The organism is Agrobacterium sp. LAD9, from assembly GCF_003031125.1.
GTDB classification, from domain to species: Bacteria; Pseudomonadota; Alphaproteobacteria; order Rhizobiales; family Rhizobiaceae; genus Agrobacterium; species Agrobacterium radiobacter.
The window spans coordinates 20,979-37,021 of record NZ_PHGS01000018.1; the positions used below are offsets into that span (position 1 = coordinate 20,979).

Below are 16,043 nucleotides of genomic sequence, written 5' to 3' on the forward strand. Positions count from 1 at the left end.
CCGATCCTTCCGGATCATTCCTTGGAGATCGTATAGACGTAGTTGGTGTCGAAGCTCGGTCCGAGCTTCAGGCCCTTGAGCTTGTTCGAGTAACCGGCCACTTCGGTCTGCTGGAAGATGATGACGAAGGGACCCTTCGCCAGAACTTCCTTCTGCAGGTTTTCATAGATGGCGGCGCGCTTGGCGCTGTCCTTCTCGAGAAGCGCCGACTGGGTTTCCTTGGTCAGATCAGGAACGTCCCAGGCATTGCGCCAGGCGAGCGTCTTGTTCTTGCCCTCATCGGAATTGTCGTAGTTGATGGTGAAGGTTTCGGCATTCGAGTTCGGGTCGAAATAGTCCGAACCCCACTGGCCGATATAGATATCATGGGTGCGGGCGCGGTATTTGGTCAGCGTCTGCTTGCCGTCGCCCGGGATGATTTCGAGCTTGATGCCGGCCTGCGCCAGCGTCTGCTGCACGCTTTCGGCAATGCCGGTCACCGGCTGCGTGTTGCGCACATCCATGCTCACGGTAAAGCCGTCCTTCAGGCCGGCCTTGGCGAGAAGTTCCTTCGCCTTGGCGACGTCGAGCTTGTAGGGGTTCTCATCAAGCGCGCCGAGCTGGCCCTTCGGCAGGAAGGTCTGGTGGACTTCACCGATGCCCTTGATGATCGTCGCACCGATCGCGTCATAATCGACGAGATATTTGAAGGCTTCGATGACCTCGGGCTTCTTCAGGTTCTCGTTCTTCTGGTTGAGGCTGAAGTAATAGACGGTGCCCTTGGGCGCAGACGTGACGGCGAGGCCTTCCTTCTTGGAAACGGCTTCCATGTCACCGGGCTCAAGGTTGCGGGCAACATCGATATCGCCATTTTCAAGCGCCAGACGCTGGCCGGAGCTTTCCTTCATGTGGCGATAGACCACACGCTTCAGCTTCGGCTTCTCACCGTAATAATTCGGGTTGGCTTCCAGAATGACCGCTTCGTTGGCCTTCCAGCCGAGGATCTTGTAGGGGCCGGAACCCGCATAACCCGTCTTCAGGAACTCGTTGCCGAAATCGGTGTCGTATTTGTAATCGGCGCTCGGCGTGACCGACTTCGCCTTTTCGGTGATGAGCTTCTTGTCGACCACCGAAGCGACGGTCGCGGTCAGCACGTTCAGCACGAAGCTCGGCGCATAGGGCTTGTCGACCGTCAGCACGAAGGTGTTTGCATCCGCAGCCTTCGCCTTCTCGGTGACGTTGTCGCCCTTGAGGCCGAACTGCGTCAGCAGGAATGCGGGCGACTTGTCGAGCTTGACGGCGCGTTCGAAGGAGAAGGCAACGTCGTCAGCGGTGACCGGATTGCCGGAGGCGAATTTCAAGCCGGATTTCAGCTTGAACGTATAGGTCAGGCCATCCTCGGAGGTCGTCCAGCTCTCGGCGAGATCGCCGATAACCTTGGACGTGTCGTTGAGATCGATGGAAACAAGCTTGCTATAGGTGTTGCCGGTGACTTCGGCAGCGGAGAGTTCGAAAGCCTCACCCGGATCGAGCGTGATGATGTCATCGATGGCGAAACCTTCGACCAGCGTATCGGCCGGCGTGGCGGCAAAAGCATGCGGTGCAGACAGCATCATCAGCGACAAAGCGGCGCTGGTGCTCAGAATACGCATGGAGTTGTTGAGCGATTTGATCATAGGATCTCCCCTTTTGTTATGAGATTGATTTCGTTCGCTTAAAATTGTTCTCAGGCCGCCTCGTGCCAGGCCTGGGATAAAACGCGCAGCCAGTTTTCCCGGCATATTTTAGCAAGTTCTCCATCACCGTAGCCCGCCGATTTCAGCGCCGCAACCAGATTGTGATTGCCGCTCGCATCGGCAACGCCGACGGGTATCGTTGCGCCATCGAAATCCGATCCCAGCGCCACGCAATCGATGCCCATGCGCTCCACCATGTAGTCGATATGGCGCACCATGTCGGAAAGCGGCGTATCGGCAATGTCGCGCGCATCTGCCCTGAGCATGGTCACGGCATAGTTGAGCCCCACCAGACCACGGCTTTCCTTGATGGCATCCATCTGCCTGTCGGTGAGATTGCGGGCGACCGGGGTGAGCGCATGCGCGTTGGAATGGCTGGCGATCAGCGGCTGGTTGGTGGTCTTGGCCACATCCCAGAAGCCTTTTTCGGTAATATGCGCGAGATCGATGAGAATGCCGAGCCGGTTGCACTCCTCCACCAGCACAAAACCGGCGTCGGTGAGGCCGGGCGCGGTATCGGGCGACATGGGGTAAGAGAAAGGAACGCCGTGGCCGAAAACATTGTGCCGGCTCCAGACCGGGCCGAGCGACCGCAGGCCGGCGGCGTAAAACACCTCCAGCGCGTCGAGATCAGCGCCGATCGCCTCGCAGCCTTCCATATGCAGCACGGCGGCGAAAACGTCGTCGGCAAAGGCCTTGCGAATATCGGCCGTGGAACGGCACAGCCGCCAGGCGCCGGCGCGATCAAGCCTCAGCGCAATCGCCGCCTTCTCCATGGCGATATCAAGCGAAGGCAGGCGCTCCAGCGGAGCGGCGAGCGGCGTGTTGTAGTGGCCGCTTTCATCCGGTTCCTGCAGAATAAGGTCGCCGGAAGGAATATAAATGGCGCAGATGCCGCCGCCGAGGCCGCCTGCCCTTGCCCGGGGGCCATCGATATGGCCTTCCCGCGTACCATTCTTGAATTCGGCCACCGGATCGGCACCGGCCTTGCCGTTGCGCCACAACCGAAGCAGCACATCATTATGACCGTCGAACACTGCATGCATGGGAAGAAATTCCAGTCATCGGAAAGAACAAAACGGGGGCGGGCAGACGCCGGGATGACACCGCGCGAAAGCAAACCGGCGCATTGTTCGCCGACCGCTATTGTCTGTCGGAGGCGATCTTAGGACGATCTCTTCGAGCTTCGCAAGACACAAATTAGGCAGCGGTGAAATTATCACCACTTGCCTTTTGCCGGAATTTGCGCTTCGTCAGGCGCGCCAGCCATCTTCCGCTTTGGTGAGCAGCGGCGTGGCGAAAACGCCCCTCACCCGCTCCGGCCATTCCGGCCCGAAAGCGGCGATTTTTTCCCGCCAGCGATCCGATTGCAGCATGGCCGCGCCTATGACGGCGGGCCGGATACCGGAGGCGGCGAGAAGCGCAAGACCTGATATGATGGAACTGCCGCTGGAGATCACGTCATCCACCAGCGCCACCCGCCTGTTCTCGATGAGCGGCAGCATGCGCGGATCGATATAGAGCCGTTTTTCCTGCCGGGTAGTAATGGAGGACATCGGCACCGACAGTTCCTCCAGATACCAGAATTTGCGCGAGGTGCCGAGAGGCACGTAACGGGAATGGCCGAGATGCCGGGCAACGGCGGCGGCGAGCGTCAAGCCCAGCGTCGGCAGGCCGATAACGACATCCGGTTTGAAGGGCGCGAGCTTGGCGGCGAGATCGGTGGCCAGCGCCTCCAGCACCGCGAACGACGCCTGATTGACGATGAGCGATGCCAGCGCATGCTCCCCGTCCGCAAGCGGCCGGATGGGCAGACAGATCTGCCTTCCATCATCCAGTTCCGCCGGAAAGAAGGTGGAATGCGGACCTGCCGTATCGAAGGTGGCGGGCGGAAGAATATCCTGCCAGAACTCATGCGGCGCGGCGGGAGAATGGGCGGCGGGCGATGCGGATGGCGGCATCGGTTTTCCTTTCAGGATCGGGATCGCGCAAGGCGGACGCGGTTTTCGGTCGCGCCGATCCCGTTCAGCACATCAGGCATTTCAACAACCGCGAATACGCGGCGGGTTCATTTCATTGGCTTTTTCCGCTAGAACGGAAACAAAGCAACAGGCATTCGGACAAACCCACCTATGACGCGGGTTTTTCCCATATTCAAGGACAAGCTTCCCATGAGACTGCTGGATCGCATCGGCGAGGACCTGCCATTCCTGACGGAGCTTCGTCATGATCTGCATGCCCATCCGGAACTGGGTTTCGAAGAGGAGAGAACCAGCGCCATCGTCGCCGATCTTCTCGAGCGCGCCGGGCTGAAGGTGCATCGCGGCCTTGGCGGCACCGGCGTGGTCGGCACGCTACAGGTTGGCAACGGCACCCGCAGCATCGGCCTGCGCGCCGACATGGATGCGCTTGCCATGCCTGAGGTGCCCGACCGGCCCTATAAATCGAAGTTTCCCGGCAAGATGCATGCCTGTGGACATGACGGCCACACCGCCATGCTGCTTGGTGCCGCGCGTTACCTCGCAAAGACCCGCGATTTTTCCGGCACCGTGCATTTCATCTTCCAGCCGGCCGAAGAAGGCCGTGGCGGCGCGAAGAAAATGGTAGAGGACGGGCTTTTCACGCTGTTCCCCTGCGATGCGGTCTATGGCCTGCACAATATGCCGGGGCTTGGGCTCGACGAGATGGCCGTGGTGGAAGGCCCACAGCTGGCCTCGTCCGACAGCTGGCGCGTCACCTTCAAGGGCATCGGCACCCATGGCGCCAAGCCGCATCTCGGCCGCGACCCGGTAACGGCGGCGGGCACCTTCCTCGCCTCGCTGCAAACCATCGTCGGCCGCGTGGTCGATCCGCTGCAGCCCGCCGTGGTCAGCGCCTGTTCGGTGCAGGCGGGCGACCCGAAGGCGCTCAACGTCATTCCCGATCTCGTCGAAATCGGCGGCACGGCGCGCGCCTATGCGCCCGAGGTGCGCGACCAGCTGGAAACGGAAATCGACAGGCTGGCAAAGGGCACGGCGGCGATGTTCGGCATCGAGGCGCATTACGAATTCATCCGCCGCATTCCGCCAGTCATCAACGAGGCGGATGCGACAAAACGGGCGCTGCGCGCCGCCAAAACCGTCTTCGGCAATAAGGCCCGCACCGCCTTCCCGCCCTCGACCGCCGGCGACGATTTCGCCTTCTTCGCGGGCGAAGCCCCCGGCTGCTACGTCTGGCTCGGCAATGGCCCGGCGGTGGACGGCGCGCTGCACCACAACACCTCCTACGACTTCAACGATGCGGCCATCGTGCCGGGCGTCGCTTTCTGGGCGACGCTGGTGGAGCAGGAACTGGCGGCGGAGTAAAACCGGGCCGGATGCATCGGCGATGGCCGCTCAGACGCGCCGCGCGCCCGGACTGGCAAGGCTGGCGAAAATTCCGGCAAGCGCGCAGCCGGTGGTGATGGCCATGATGCCGGGCCAGCCGGCATGGATCCAGAACCAGCCACCGATCCAGCCGGTGATGCTCGCTCCGCAATAATAAAACAGCAGATAAAGCGCGGAAGCATGGCTTTTGGCGTCTCCCGCATTGGCACCCACACCACTGCTGGCAGCCGAATGCCCAATGAAAAATCCGACGGTTATCGCCGCAATCCCCGCCACGATGAGGATGATGCTTGAGGCGAAGGTCAGCAGGATACCGGCAAGGATGGTGGAAAAGGCAACCACCAGCATGATCCGCCGGCTGAACCGGTCGACCAGAGCACCGCCATAGGAGGAAGCGACGATACCCAGGGCAAAGGTCAGGAAGATCATGCTGACGGCGGTGCGGCCCAATTCGTAAGGCGGCGCGACGAGGCGAAAGGCGCAATAGTTGAAAACGGTGGTGAACACGCTCGTCAGCATCGCGCCAAGGAAATAGAACCGCCGAAGTTCAGGATTTCCAAGATGTTGCGCCCATATTGTCAGATGATTTTTCAGCGGCATGTGCTGCGGCCGGAAATTCCGCGAGGGCGGAAGAAGCAGCAGGAAGCCGATGGCCGCGAGGATGCAGACCGCCCCCAGCGCATACATTGCGACCTGCCAGGACGTATAGGCGGACACCAGCCCCATGCCGACACGTCCGGCCATGGAGCCGAAGGCCGTGCCGCCGACATAAAGCCCCATCGCCTTGCCGAGACTGGAAGGTTCGATCTCCTCGGCAAGATAAGCCATGGCGACGGCGGGAACGCCGCCGAGCACGAACCCTTCCAGCGCGCGGGCGGCAAGCAGCCATGCCCAACCTTCCGTGCTTGCTGCAATGATATTGGCGATAGCGGCCAGCATCATCGAAACGAACATCAGATTTCGGCGGGTGAAGAGCTGGGCAAAAGCACCGCTGAGAAGAATGGCGAAGGCAAGCGTTCCCGTCGTCAGCGACAGGGCGAGCGACGCGGTTGCGGGGTTTATGCCGAATTCCGCCGGAAATTCCGGCAGCAGCGGCTGCACGCAATAAATCAGCGAAAAGCTGGCGAAGCCGGCCAGAAAGAGCGCCCAACTCGCCCGGCGAAACTGGCGGCTTCCCTGCCGGATCCAGAGCACATCCGGCGGCTCCTCCGTCATGACGATCGGCGGGGTGAAATCCTGTTTTTTGAGCTGGCGCATCGGGTTTGTCCTTTTCGCTCCCAGCTATAGCGCAGCTCTGTCTTTCATTCTAATATATGGAAGGCGTTCATGCCATATATGGATCTAATATCATGGAACTCAGGCACATCCGCTATTTTCTGGCCATCGCCCATGAAGGCAGTTTTACGCGGGCGGCAGAACATCTGGGAATCGCGCAGCCGCCGCTCAGCCAGCAGATAAAGGTTCTGGAACAGGAAATCGGCGTGCGGCTATTCCGGCGTCTCGCGCATGGCGCGGAACTAACGCCGGCGGGTCATGCGTTTCGCATCGCGGTGACCCATATTCCGCATCAGGTGAGCGAAGGTATCCGGCTTGCACGCAGGGCGGCGGCCGGTGAAACCGGTATCCTGAGAATAGGCGTTACCGGCACCGCGGCGCTCAACCCTCTAGTTCCGGCCTGCATCCGCACTTACAGACGCAAATACCCTGACGTAGAACTTCAGGTGATGGAGGCAGCTGCTCTCGCACTGACGCCGGCCCTACTTGAAGATCGGCTGGACGTGGCGCTGCTGCGCCCCTCGCAATCCGACCCTGATACGTTGCTCGAGGAAGTGCTCACTGACGAACCGCTTCTGGTCGCCCTGCCGGCATCCCATCCACTCGCGCGGCGCGGAACCGCCATAGACCTGATAGAACTGCGCGAAGACCCTTTTATTCTGACGCCACGCAGCATCGGTACCAGCCTTCACGATGCATCGATAAAAGCCTGCGAGGAGGCTGGATTCACGCCGCGTCTCGGGCCGGCTGCACCGCAAATCGTCTCGATATTGTCGCTGGTCGCGGCCGAACTCGGGGTTTCCCTCGTTCCGGAATCCGTCGCGCAAGTCAAAATGCACAACATCGTCCTGCTGCCCTCCAGCGGTCCGCCGCCACAGCTTTCCATATCGCTCGCCTATCGGCGCGGAACGACATCGCCCGTGGTGAAGAATTTCGTGATGGCAGCGCGCATTGCCGCGCGTGAAACACAGACGCCTGACGGCCCCAGGGTGGAATAAATCGCAGCCCGCAGATGCGAACCGCCGCTATTCGAGAATGGCAATCACCGGGCTTTCCATCACCTTGCCCGTAAGCACATCGGCAATGCCCACATCCGTCTGGTGCGGGCCGATATTGCAGGCGAGCGTCGCGCCGAAGCAGGCCTTGAAGACGAGATAGGGCGGCTGCCATTCCACCACCTTGCCGACAGCGGCGCGTAATTCCTCGAAAGCCTTTGCCACGTCTTCAAGCGGCGCCTCGGAAACGAGGCCGGAAAGCGGCAGCGGGAGAAGCGCGGTCACCTTGCCCTTGGAGGCGACAGCCATGCCGCCGCCTGCCGTTATCACCGCATTGGCGGCGAGCGCCATGTCCTCGGCATTGCCGCCGAAAACGGTGAGGTTGTGGCTGTCATGCGAAACGGTGGTGGCGAAAGCGCCGTTCCAGTTTCCCCAGCCGGTGAGGAAGCCGGTTCTGCTGACAGGTTCGGCCTTGCCATGGCGATGGGTGACGGAAATCATTGTCGCGCCTTCGGGCGGAACGACGAAACCGTCCTTCACATCGGCCCCCGCTTCGCCCCATTGCGTGAAACGCGGGCGGTCGATGGTGGCGAGGCGCACCTTCGCACCTTCGGAAGCAACCCGGAAATCATTGACTGCGCGCAGCGGCAGCTTCATCGAACCTTGGAGCGCCGTCGCATCACAGGCGGGAGCCTCGGCAAGCATATGTCCGCCTTCCGCAACCGCCCTGCCACCGGCAAGGACGTGGCGAGCGGCAAAACCGCTCAAATCCTGGAAGACAACGATATCGGCGCGGCGGCCGGCGGCGATGAGGCCGAGATCGGTACGGCCGAGCCTTTGGGCAGCATTGAGCGTTGCGGCGCGCAGCGCCCATTCCGGCTTCAGGCCATAACGCACAAGGCGGCGCACCACATCATCCAGCCCGCCGCCCTGCGACAGGTCATCGGGGAAGACGTCGTCGGTGCACAGCGTCACCGTCTGCGGCAGATGGCCCAGCGCATTCAGCGCCTCCACAAATTCCGGCAGCAGATGGTCATGCGAGCCGCGCAGCTCGATGGTCAACCCCGCCCGCAGTTTCGCCATCAGGTCTTCACCCGAGACCAGCTCGTGATCCGAAGAGACGCCCGCCGCCATGAAGGCATTGAGATCGGCACCTTTCAGGCCGCGCGCATGGCCGCAGACCAGCTTTTCCGAAACAAGCCCGGCCTGTACGATGCCGCTCATGCGCGGATCACGCTCGATGACGCCGCGCATATTCATGATTTCCGCAACACCGCCGACCTGCGGCCATGACAGGATATCGGCGAGAATGGCGGCATCGAAATCCGCACCGCCGCGCTCCAGTCCCGGTGCCGAGGGTACGCAGGAGGGCGCGAGCAGAATAGCGCGCAGCGGCAGGTTTTCAATGGATTTCGCCGCCCAGCGCACGCCTTCCACACCGTGCACATTACCGAACTCATGCGGGTCCCAGACGATCGTGGTGACGCCGCGTGCCACCACCGCCGCCGCATAGGCGGCCGGTGTGACCATCGAGCTTTCGATATGCATATGCGTATCGATGAGGCCGGGTGAGATATAGCCCCCCGTCGCATCGATGATCTGCGTAGCATCGCTGCGGCTTGCCGGTTCGTGTACGCTGGCGATCAGCGCGCCGACTATGCCGATATCGGCGGCGCGAAGCTCCCCCGTCACCACATCCACCAATGTTCCGCCGGTGACGAGAACATCAAAACGCGCATCGCCGCGTGCGGCGGCAACGGCGCGGGCGCGGAGTGCATCCTCGGTGAGATCGGCCGGCTCGCGTATCCGTGAATAGGCACTCATCGGGCGGCCTCCCGGCGCAGCGCCTCGAGAATAGCCGCCTTCGCACCTTCGGCATCCACCGTTTCGGCGAAGTGCGCGTTGAAGACTTGCGCTTTCTGAGCCCGCGTCTCGACCACGGTTCGCCCGCGTGTCAGCGTCGCGTGAAGTTCAACGTCGATCCGCGCATGACGCCAGCCGAGAAGGCCGAAAGAAAAGCCGACAGCGGCAACGGGATCGTAAAGCGCCATGGCGGGTCTGCCACGGCTGGTGGCGATGCCGATGAAGCCTTCCAGCAGATCGGCAATCAGCCCGGCGTTTTTGCCACCGGCATTGCGGATCGGCAGCACATCGGCTGGCGAGGCGGTGACCTTGCGGCAGGCGTCCAGATCGACCATGCGCAGCGGCAGGCCATGGGAGAGCACGATGGCCAGCGCTTCCGGATCGGCAAAGGCGTTGAATTCGGCCGAGGCCGTATGGTTGCCGCTCGTCACGCCGCCACCCATCCAGGTGAGGTCGGAAATCCTGCCTGCAAGATCGGGCCGGGCAAGACACAGCGCGGCAATATTGGTGAGCGGCCCAAGCGCGAGAATGCGCTTCTCGCCTTCCCCCTCCAGCCAGCGGCAGAGGGCGGTAAAGGCATCGCTTTTCGGCAAGGCCGGCGCATCCGGCAGGCTTTGGCCGAAGGTCGGGATGCCACTATCGCCGAGGATAGACTGGGCGGTTTCAAGCGCGCCGAGCACGGGCATGGCGCGGCCCTGATGGATCGGCATCGACCAGCCGAAGGCGGCAACCGCACCCGCGGCATTGCCGCAGACCGCTTCCAGCGTTGCATTGCCGAAGACCAGCGAAATGCCGTCGATGGCAAGGCCGGACGATTGCACCACCATGATGGCGGCGATGTCGTCAAAGCCCATATCGGTATCGATCCACACACCCATGGTCAGTTGAACACCTTGAGGCTTGCCGCCTTTTCGACCGGCAGGTCGAAGGCAAGCATATCACCGATAGCGTGAGAGGTCAGCGCGGCATCCGTCTCCGCCTTGATGGGGCCGAGCGGCGTATCAAGCAGATATTCGCGGCTGTTGCCGGCAAAGGATGTGCCGCGCACGGTTCCCTGGAAAGGACCTGAACCAAGGGTTACCATGCGCGGCCGCCAGGCCAGTCCAGATGCTGAAGGGACTGGTCCGGAAAACGGTATTGTGCCGTTTGCGGTTTTCAGCGCGCCGCCTTCCAGCGCGAAGATGTTTTCAAAGCCGACGAAGTCTGCCACGAAGGACGAAACCGGTGCGTTATAAATCTCTTCCGGCGTGCCGATCTGCTCAATCTTGCCGCCCTTCATGACGACAATGCGGTCGGCCAGCGCCAAAGCCTCGATCTGGTCATGGGTGACGAAGATCATCGTCACACCGGTTTCCTTCTGCACGCGCTGCAATTCGGTGCGCATTTCGAGGCGCAGGCGGGCATCGAGGTTGGAGAGCGGCTCATCGAGCAAAAGCACTTTCGGCTCCATGACCATGGAGCGCGCCAATGCCACGCGCTGCTGCTGGCCGCCTGATAGTTCCGCCGGTTTGCGCGAGGCGAAGTTGGACAGGCCCACAGACTTCAGGCCGGAGGCGACCTTGTCGTCCAGCGCCTTGCCGCTCATGCCCTTGAGTTTCAGGCCGAAGGCGACGTTTTCATAGACCGTCAGATGCGGGAAGAGCGCATAGGACTGGAACACCAGCCCGACGGCGCGCTTGTTCGCAGCAACGCGGGTGATGTCGACGCCATCGAGATCGATGCGCCCGCCCGCCACCGGCATCAGCCCGGCAATGGCGCGCATCGTCGTGGTCTTGCCGCAGCCGGAAGGCCCGAGCAAAGCCAGAAGCTCACCCTTGCGGATATCGAGATCGAGATCCCTGACGGCGACATTGCCGCCATAGGCGAGCGAGACTTTTTGGAGCGAAAGGTATTTTGCGTCAGACATAACGGGAGAACCCCAGGAAACGTTCGGCCATGAAGACGATGCCGATGGAAAGGAAGGCAAGCAGCGAGGAGAGTGCCGCGACGGACGGATCGAAGACGATTTCCATGTAGCCCAGCATGTCGATGGGCAACGTGCGCACGCCGGGGCCGGACAGGAAAAGCGATACCGGCACCTGGTTGAAACTCGTCACGAAACCGAGAATGAAGGCGGAAAGAATGCCGCCGCGAATATTCGGCAGCACCACGCGGAAAAATGCGCCAAGCCGCGACGAGCCGAGCAGCACCGCCGCCTCCTCGATATCCGAGCGCAGATTGTTGAGGCTGGCCGAAACCACCCGCACCGCATAGGGCAGGATGAGCGCCGTGTGGGCGAGAAACAGGGCAAGCGTGATGCCGATGCCGAAGGGCACGACGAAGTACCGCAGAAGCGCCAGACCGACGATAATGCCCGGCACGATGATCGGCGCGGAAACGATGGTCCGCACCGTCTCGCTGAACGGCAGCTTGTAGCGCGACATGGCGTAGGCGGCCGGTATGCCGAGGAGAAGCGCCGTGAATGTGCCGCCGATGGCAAGGAACATCGACATCGCAAAGCTTTCGCGGAAACTTTCCACGGTGAAGACCTTGGCGATCCATTTCAGCGAAAAGCCCTGCGGCGGAAAGGCAAGCGTATCGCCGGCCGAAAACGAGGCCGCAACGATGATCAGGAACGGCCCGATCAGGAAACCGACGACAAGAAGGAGCGTGAGGGGAACGAAGAGCTGCCGGGTCATTTCTTGTTCCTTGCGGTGGCGATGCGCTTCAGCAGGATATTGGCGGCAAAGCTCATGACGATCAGGATGAAGGCGATGACGCTGGCGGCGACGAAATTGTTGGAAACCGTCACCTGCTGATAAAGCAGGGTTTCCAGCATCAGCACCTTGGAGCCGCCGAGAATGGCGGGCGTGATATAGGCCGTCAGCGAACCGGTGAAGACCAGCGTGCCGCCGACAACCAGCCCCTCCTTGGTGAGCGGCAGGATAACCTTCCAGAACACCTGCAACCAGTTTGCGCCGAGAACGCGGGCAGCGGCGATCGTATCCTTCGGCATGTTCTCCAGTGCGCTGATGAGCGAGATGATCATCAGCGGCAGGAACAATTGCAGAAGGCCGATGAAAACCGCCGTTTCGGAAAACAGGATGCGGATCGGCGCGTCGCTCAAACCCACCGCCTGCAGCGCCTGATTGACGATACCGGTTCTGCCGAGAATGACGATCCAGGCATAGGTGCGGGCGACCGGCGAGATCATCAGCGGCAGCACGACGAGATTAACGACGTGTCCTTTCGATCCCGGCGACAGGTTGACGATGGCGAAGGCCGCCGCATAACCCACCACGGCCGAGACGACGGTGACAAGTGCGCCAAGCTTCAGGGTGCGCAGGAAAACGGTCTGGTTCAGCGGATCGGAGAAGAAATCGGCATAGGCCGACAATGTCCAGCCATCGGTGGTGTGAAAGCCCTCCGACAGAAGCATGAAGACCGGCACAAGAAAGACCGCCGCCGCGAAAATAGCGGCGGGCAAGGCAAGCGCCAGCGCTTCGGCCCGGTTCTGAAACATGGGTTTATTCCCTGAACGGCCTGCAGGCCGGTTGTTTTTTGGCCAGACGCGCCAGCCTGCGAGATTGCGGGGTGGAAAAGCGGTCAGGGGACGACCGAACCGCTTTTCCCGGAATGGAGCCGCCCTCACGGACGTTTCGATGCCCCATTCCAAACGGTGAAAGGACTTACTGGCCGACCTTGGCGTTCCACTCCGACAGCCACTTGTCGCGGTTATCAAGCGTCACATCGGAAGGAATGAGCTGCAGGCTTTTTGCGGTTTCGTCGCCATAGGTGATGTTGTTCGCCACCGCGTCGGAAACCTTGACTTCCCTGTTGGTCGGGCTGTCCACCAGCTTTTCAGCCAGCGCCTTCTGAACGTCAGTCGAGAGCCAGAAATCCATGAACTGCAGCGCCAGCTCTTCGTTCTTCGTACCCTTCGGCACCACGAGCACGTTCATGCCGCCGGTCTGGCCTTCCTTGGGTGTTGCCCAGGCAAGCGGCAGATCGAGCTTGGTGAAGGGCGCCCAGGAGAAGCGGCCGATCGGGGCGGCCCAGATTTCTTCCTGCTGCATGAGCTGCACCAGCTGCGAGGACTTGACGTAGAAAGTGACGATATCGTCCTTCTTTTCGCCAACGGCCTCGATGGCGCCGGAAAGATCAGGCGTGTCCTTGCCGATGGCCTTGCCCAGCATGTAAAGCGCCGGCGGACCCTGATTGGTGGTGACATTCGGGAAGGCGACGTGGTCGACGATGCCATCCTTCAAAAGATCGGCCCAGCTATCGATCTTGATCTTGTCGGTACGGTAGACGATTGACGTGGCGTAGAAATTAACGCCGACGCTCATGCCGTCGCCATTCGGATCCTTGGCGATATCATAGAGCTTTCCGATATTCGGAACCTTGGCGGCGTCGATCTTCTGGATCAGGTCCTTGCGGGTGGCGGAAAGTGCATCCGCCATGGAAACGATGGCGAGATCGACCACCGGATTGGCCTTGTTGGCCTCCATCTTGGCCAGACGCTCGACGCTGTTGCCGGTCTCGACAACCAGCTTGCAGCCACATTGCTTTTCGAACGGCGTATAGACCAGTTCCTTGAATTCGTCCTGAGCGAAGGCGTAGACCGAAATCGTCAGCGTCTTGTCCTGCGCCTGCGCTCCGCCCATCGTCAGCATCAGGGCGGCGCCCGATGCAAGAATGATCTTTTTCATGGTGTGAGTTCTCCTGCTGTCGTTTTTTTGGCTTCAATCGCGTCATGCTTTGCCTTGCCGGTGGAACCGCGCATGATCAGCGCCATCGGTACTTTCGAGATGTCCGCCGTCACATCGACAGCGACGCCGTTTTCACCCGCACCGTCGATTGCGCGCAGCAGCGCGCCGACGGCCAAATCGGCTATGCGGCCCATATCCATGCGCATGGTCGTCAAGGGCGGGGTGACCACGGCGGAAAAGATGAGATCGTCGAAACCGGTGACGCTCGCCTCTTCCGGCACCTCGATGCCCTCACGCTGCAATTCGGTGAGCGCGCGCAGCGCATGCAGATCGGATACGGCGGCAAAGGCGGTGAAACCTTCGGAAACCCTGTCGGCAAGACCAAGCCGGCAACCCGCGCCGTCCGCCTGTTCAATAGCGTCCACCCAGAGCGTCTGCGTCACGCATGCCTTGCCAAGACCATCGCGAATACCGCCAAGACGGTCGTTCTGCACATTGGAATCCCGGTTTTTGCCCACCAGCACCACCTTGCGATGACCAAGTCCCGCCAGATATTCGCCAACCTGCCGGCCGCCATCCCAATGGTCGGCGGCAACCGTGTTTCCGGGTGTCGAGGGACTGTCGATCACCGCAACAGGGCAATCGACATCGGCAATGCGCGTGCCGCGGCGGGGGACAACCACCATGCCATCCACACCGCGCTCGATCAGCCGGTTGATGGCATCCGTCTGCATGGCGATCTCGCCGCGCGCATCGGCAATCAGCACACCGTAACCGGCAGAGACCGCCGCCTTTTCGATGGCCTGCGCGATCTGCGGGAAAAGCGGATTGGCGATATCGGGCAGAACCAGCCCCAGAACACCTGATCTGCCGGTGCGCAGCGCCCTGCCCGCCGAACTCGGCACATAACCAAGCTCACTTGCGGTCTTGCGGATACGCTCCACCAGTTCAGGCGAAACACGACCCTTGCCCGACAGCGCATTGGACACGGTTGCAACCGACACGCCGAGTGCCGCTGCTATCGCGCTCAGATTGGTGGCAGGCCGTGAAGACGCCATGATGGTCCGGAATGGCTGATTAAACGTTTAATCACGATAATCCAGCTAAACTCTCCTGTCGAGTCCGCAAGACGGCAAAACACGGCGAAAACCTGAGCATAAAGCCTAAATGCCCGAAAAAAGTGCGATTATTTTTATGGGGCTGTCATGTTCGCCGCACGATAGGCCTCCACCTGCCGCACCAGCCAGTCACGAAACAGCACGACCGGAACGTGATTGGCGCGCGAAAGCGGCGCTACCGCATAATAAGAGCTTGGACTTTTGGCCTGATGATCGAAGGCTTTCACCAGTTGCCGAGACTTCAACTCGTTATCTATCAGGAAAAGCGGCATCAGCGCCACGCCGAGGCCGGCGATACAGGCCTGCGCCACGCTGGAAAACTGCTCGAAGCGCATGCCTTGCGGCAAGGCAAGCGACAGGCCGAGGCTTTCGAACCAGTGGCCCCACGCGCCCGGCCGCGAGGCCATGTGCAGCAACGGCAGCGCGGCGATGTCCTCTCCCTTTTCGACGGGATGAGCGCTGAGGAATTGCGGGCTGCACACCGGCGCAACCATTTCATGCATCAGAAAGGTGCTCTCTGCCCCAGGCCAATCGGCCTGGCCGATATGGATCGCCATATCCAGCTGCTCGCGCTCGAAGTCGAACTGGCCGATGCGGGTGGCGAAATTGATGGTAATTTCGGGGTGGTTTGCGACGAAATCCGGGATACGCGGCAGAAGCCAGCGGGTGCCGAAGGTGGGTAGCATGGCAAGGTTCAGCGTATTGCCATGCGTTTTGGTCATGATCTGCAGCGACGCGGACCGTATCTCGCCGAGGGCGGAGGCAATCGATTTCGCATAAGCGCGCCCCTCGGTCGTCAGCGCCACGCCGCGCGCGCCGCGTTCGAACAGGCGCACGCCAAGCTGTTCTTCCAGTGACATAACCTGCCGGCTGATCGCCCCTTGCGTGAGGGCGAGCTCCTCCGCGGCAGCGGAAAAGCTGCCGAGCCGGGCAACGGAATCAAAGGCGGCAAGCGCACTGGTGGACGGCAGGAGTTTGCGGCTGAGAGACGTCATGAGCCATTACTATATGTAATGCAAAA

At 61.2% G+C, this 16,043-nt stretch carries 14 protein-coding genes; 2 read left to right on the forward strand and 12 right to left on the reverse strand.

Annotated elements, in window-relative coordinates; all coding sequences use genetic code 11:
• Nucleotides 1-14: 14 nt before the first annotated feature.
• The 3 genes from DA915_RS19075 to DA915_RS19085 all read right to left on the reverse strand — a co-directional run bounded on the left by DA915_RS19075 (nucleotide 15) and on the right by DA915_RS19085 (nucleotide 3,676).
• Nucleotides 15-1,655: an ABC transporter substrate-binding protein gene (locus tag DA915_RS19075; protein WP_107676932.1), complete on the reverse strand. Its 1,641-nt coding sequence runs from the start codon at nucleotides 1,653-1,655 to the stop codon at nucleotides 15-17.
• Nucleotides 1,656-1,705: 50 nt separating this feature from the next.
• The gene (locus DA915_RS19080) at nucleotides 1,706-2,761 is read right to left on the reverse strand and encodes a dipeptidase (protein ID WP_107676933.1); all 1,056 of its coding nucleotides are present in this window, start codon (nucleotides 2,759-2,761) and stop codon (nucleotides 1,706-1,708) included.
• A 207-nt stretch (nucleotides 2,762-2,968) separates the two neighbouring features.
• Nucleotides 2,969-3,676 carry a phosphoribosyltransferase gene (locus tag DA915_RS19085; RefSeq protein WP_107676934.1) on the reverse strand — a complete coding sequence of 236 codons (708 nt, stop codon included), beginning with the start codon at nucleotides 3,674-3,676 and terminating at the stop codon, nucleotides 2,969-2,971.
• A gap of 210 nt (nucleotides 3,677-3,886) precedes the next feature.
• Between DA915_RS19085 and DA915_RS19090 the strand changes: the two genes are divergently transcribed.
• Nucleotides 3,887-5,059, forward strand: coding sequence for a M20 aminoacylase family protein (locus DA915_RS19090; RefSeq protein WP_162693432.1), 1,173 nt, complete (start codon nucleotides 3,887-3,889; stop codon nucleotides 5,057-5,059).
• A 30-nt stretch (nucleotides 5,060-5,089) separates the two neighbouring features.
• Here the strand turns inward: DA915_RS19090 and DA915_RS19095 are convergent, their stop codons facing one another.
• Nucleotides 5,090-6,337: an MFS transporter gene (locus tag DA915_RS19095; RefSeq protein WP_107676936.1), complete on the reverse strand. Its 1,248-nt coding sequence runs from the start codon at nucleotides 6,335-6,337 to the stop codon at nucleotides 5,090-5,092.
• Between the two features lie 92 nt (nucleotides 6,338-6,429).
• Here DA915_RS19095 and DA915_RS19100 point away from each other — a divergent pair, with 92 nt between their 5' ends.
• Complete coding sequence (locus tag DA915_RS19100; RefSeq protein ID WP_107676937.1) at nucleotides 6,430-7,353, forward strand: LysR family transcriptional regulator; 924 nt, start codon at nucleotides 6,430-6,432, stop codon at nucleotides 7,351-7,353.
• A 27-nt stretch (nucleotides 7,354-7,380) separates the two neighbouring features.
• Here the strand turns inward: DA915_RS19100 and DA915_RS19105 are convergent, their stop codons facing one another.
• The 8 genes from DA915_RS19105 to DA915_RS19140 form a co-directional block, all read right to left on the reverse strand.
• Complete coding sequence (locus DA915_RS19105; protein WP_107676938.1) at nucleotides 7,381-9,174, reverse strand: adenine deaminase; 1,794 nt, start codon at nucleotides 9,172-9,174, stop codon at nucleotides 7,381-7,383.
• Complete coding sequence (locus tag DA915_RS19110) at nucleotides 9,171-10,091, reverse strand: nucleoside hydrolase (RefSeq protein WP_107676939.1); 921 nt, start codon at nucleotides 10,089-10,091, stop codon at nucleotides 9,171-9,173. The genes DA915_RS19105 and DA915_RS19110 overlap by 4 nt, the downstream gene beginning before the upstream one ends.
• Before the next feature lie 2 nt (nucleotides 10,092-10,093).
• Entirely contained in the window at nucleotides 10,094-11,119 is a 1,026-nt protein-coding gene (locus tag DA915_RS19115; protein ID WP_107676940.1) for an ABC transporter ATP-binding protein, read from the reverse strand.
• Nucleotides 11,112-11,891, reverse strand: a complete 780-nt coding sequence (locus tag DA915_RS19120; protein WP_107676941.1) for an ABC transporter permease — start codon at nucleotides 11,889-11,891, stop codon at nucleotides 11,112-11,114. Before DA915_RS19120 ends, DA915_RS19115 begins: the two co-directional genes overlap by 8 nt.
• A complete protein-coding gene (locus DA915_RS19125; protein WP_107676942.1) occupies nucleotides 11,888-12,715 on the reverse strand; it encodes an ABC transporter permease in 828 nt (275 codons plus the stop codon). The genes DA915_RS19120 and DA915_RS19125 overlap by 4 nt, the downstream gene beginning before the upstream one ends.
• 166 nt (nucleotides 12,716-12,881) lie before the next feature.
• The gene (locus DA915_RS19130) at nucleotides 12,882-13,904 is read right to left on the reverse strand and encodes an ABC transporter substrate-binding protein (RefSeq protein WP_107676943.1); all 1,023 of its coding nucleotides are present in this window, start codon (nucleotides 13,902-13,904) and stop codon (nucleotides 12,882-12,884) included.
• On the reverse strand, nucleotides 13,901-14,962 hold the full coding sequence (locus DA915_RS19135; RefSeq protein WP_065695136.1) for a LacI family DNA-binding transcriptional regulator: 1,062 nt from the start codon (nucleotides 14,960-14,962) through the stop codon (nucleotides 13,901-13,903). Before DA915_RS19135 ends, DA915_RS19130 begins: the two co-directional genes overlap by 4 nt.
• A 134-nt stretch (nucleotides 14,963-15,096) precedes the next feature.
• Nucleotides 15,097-16,017 carry a LysR family transcriptional regulator gene (locus DA915_RS19140; RefSeq protein ID WP_107676944.1) on the reverse strand — a complete coding sequence of 307 codons (921 nt, stop codon included), beginning with the start codon at nucleotides 16,015-16,017 and terminating at the stop codon, nucleotides 15,097-15,099.
• Nucleotides 16,018-16,043 lie beyond the last annotated feature (26 nt).

Coding starts and splice junctions, on each gene's coding strand:
- DA915_RS19075 (WP_107676932.1), bottom strand. CDS start 1,655: ATGATCAAATCGCTCAACAACTCCATGCGTATTCTGAGCACCAGCGCC.
- DA915_RS19080 (WP_107676933.1), bottom strand. CDS start 2,761: ATGCATGCAGTGTTCGACGGTCATAATGATGTGCTGCTTCGGTTGTGG.
- DA915_RS19085 (WP_107676934.1), bottom strand. CDS start 3,676: ATGCCGCCATCCGCATCGCCCGCCGCCCATTCTCCCGCCGCGCCGCAT.
- DA915_RS19090 (WP_162693432.1), top strand. CDS start 3,887: ATGAGACTGCTGGATCGCATCGGCGAGGACCTGCCATTCCTGACGGAG.
- DA915_RS19095 (WP_107676936.1), bottom strand. CDS start 6,337: ATGCGCCAGCTCAAAAAACAGGATTTCACCCCGCCGATCGTCATGACG.
- DA915_RS19100 (WP_107676937.1), top strand. CDS start 6,430: ATGGAACTCAGGCACATCCGCTATTTTCTGGCCATCGCCCATGAAGGC.
- DA915_RS19105 (WP_107676938.1), bottom strand. CDS start 9,174: ATGAGTGCCTATTCACGGATACGCGAGCCGGCCGATCTCACCGAGGAT.
- DA915_RS19110 (WP_107676939.1), bottom strand. CDS start 10,091: ATGGGTGTGTGGATCGATACCGATATGGGCTTTGACGACATCGCCGCC.
- DA915_RS19115 (WP_107676940.1), bottom strand. CDS start 11,119: ATGTCTGACGCAAAATACCTTTCGCTCCAAAAAGTCTCGCTCGCCTAT.
- DA915_RS19120 (WP_107676941.1), bottom strand. CDS start 11,891: ATGACCCGGCAGCTCTTCGTTCCCCTCACGCTCCTTCTTGTCGTCGGT.
- DA915_RS19125 (WP_107676942.1), bottom strand. CDS start 12,715: ATGTTTCAGAACCGGGCCGAAGCGCTGGCGCTTGCCTTGCCCGCCGCT.
- DA915_RS19130 (WP_107676943.1), bottom strand. CDS start 13,904: ATGAAAAAGATCATTCTTGCATCGGGCGCCGCCCTGATGCTGACGATG.
- DA915_RS19135 (WP_065695136.1), bottom strand. CDS start 14,962: ATGGCGTCTTCACGGCCTGCCACCAATCTGAGCGCGATAGCAGCGGCA.
- DA915_RS19140 (WP_107676944.1), bottom strand. CDS start 16,017: ATGACGTCTCTCAGCCGCAAACTCCTGCCGTCCACCAGTGCGCTTGCC.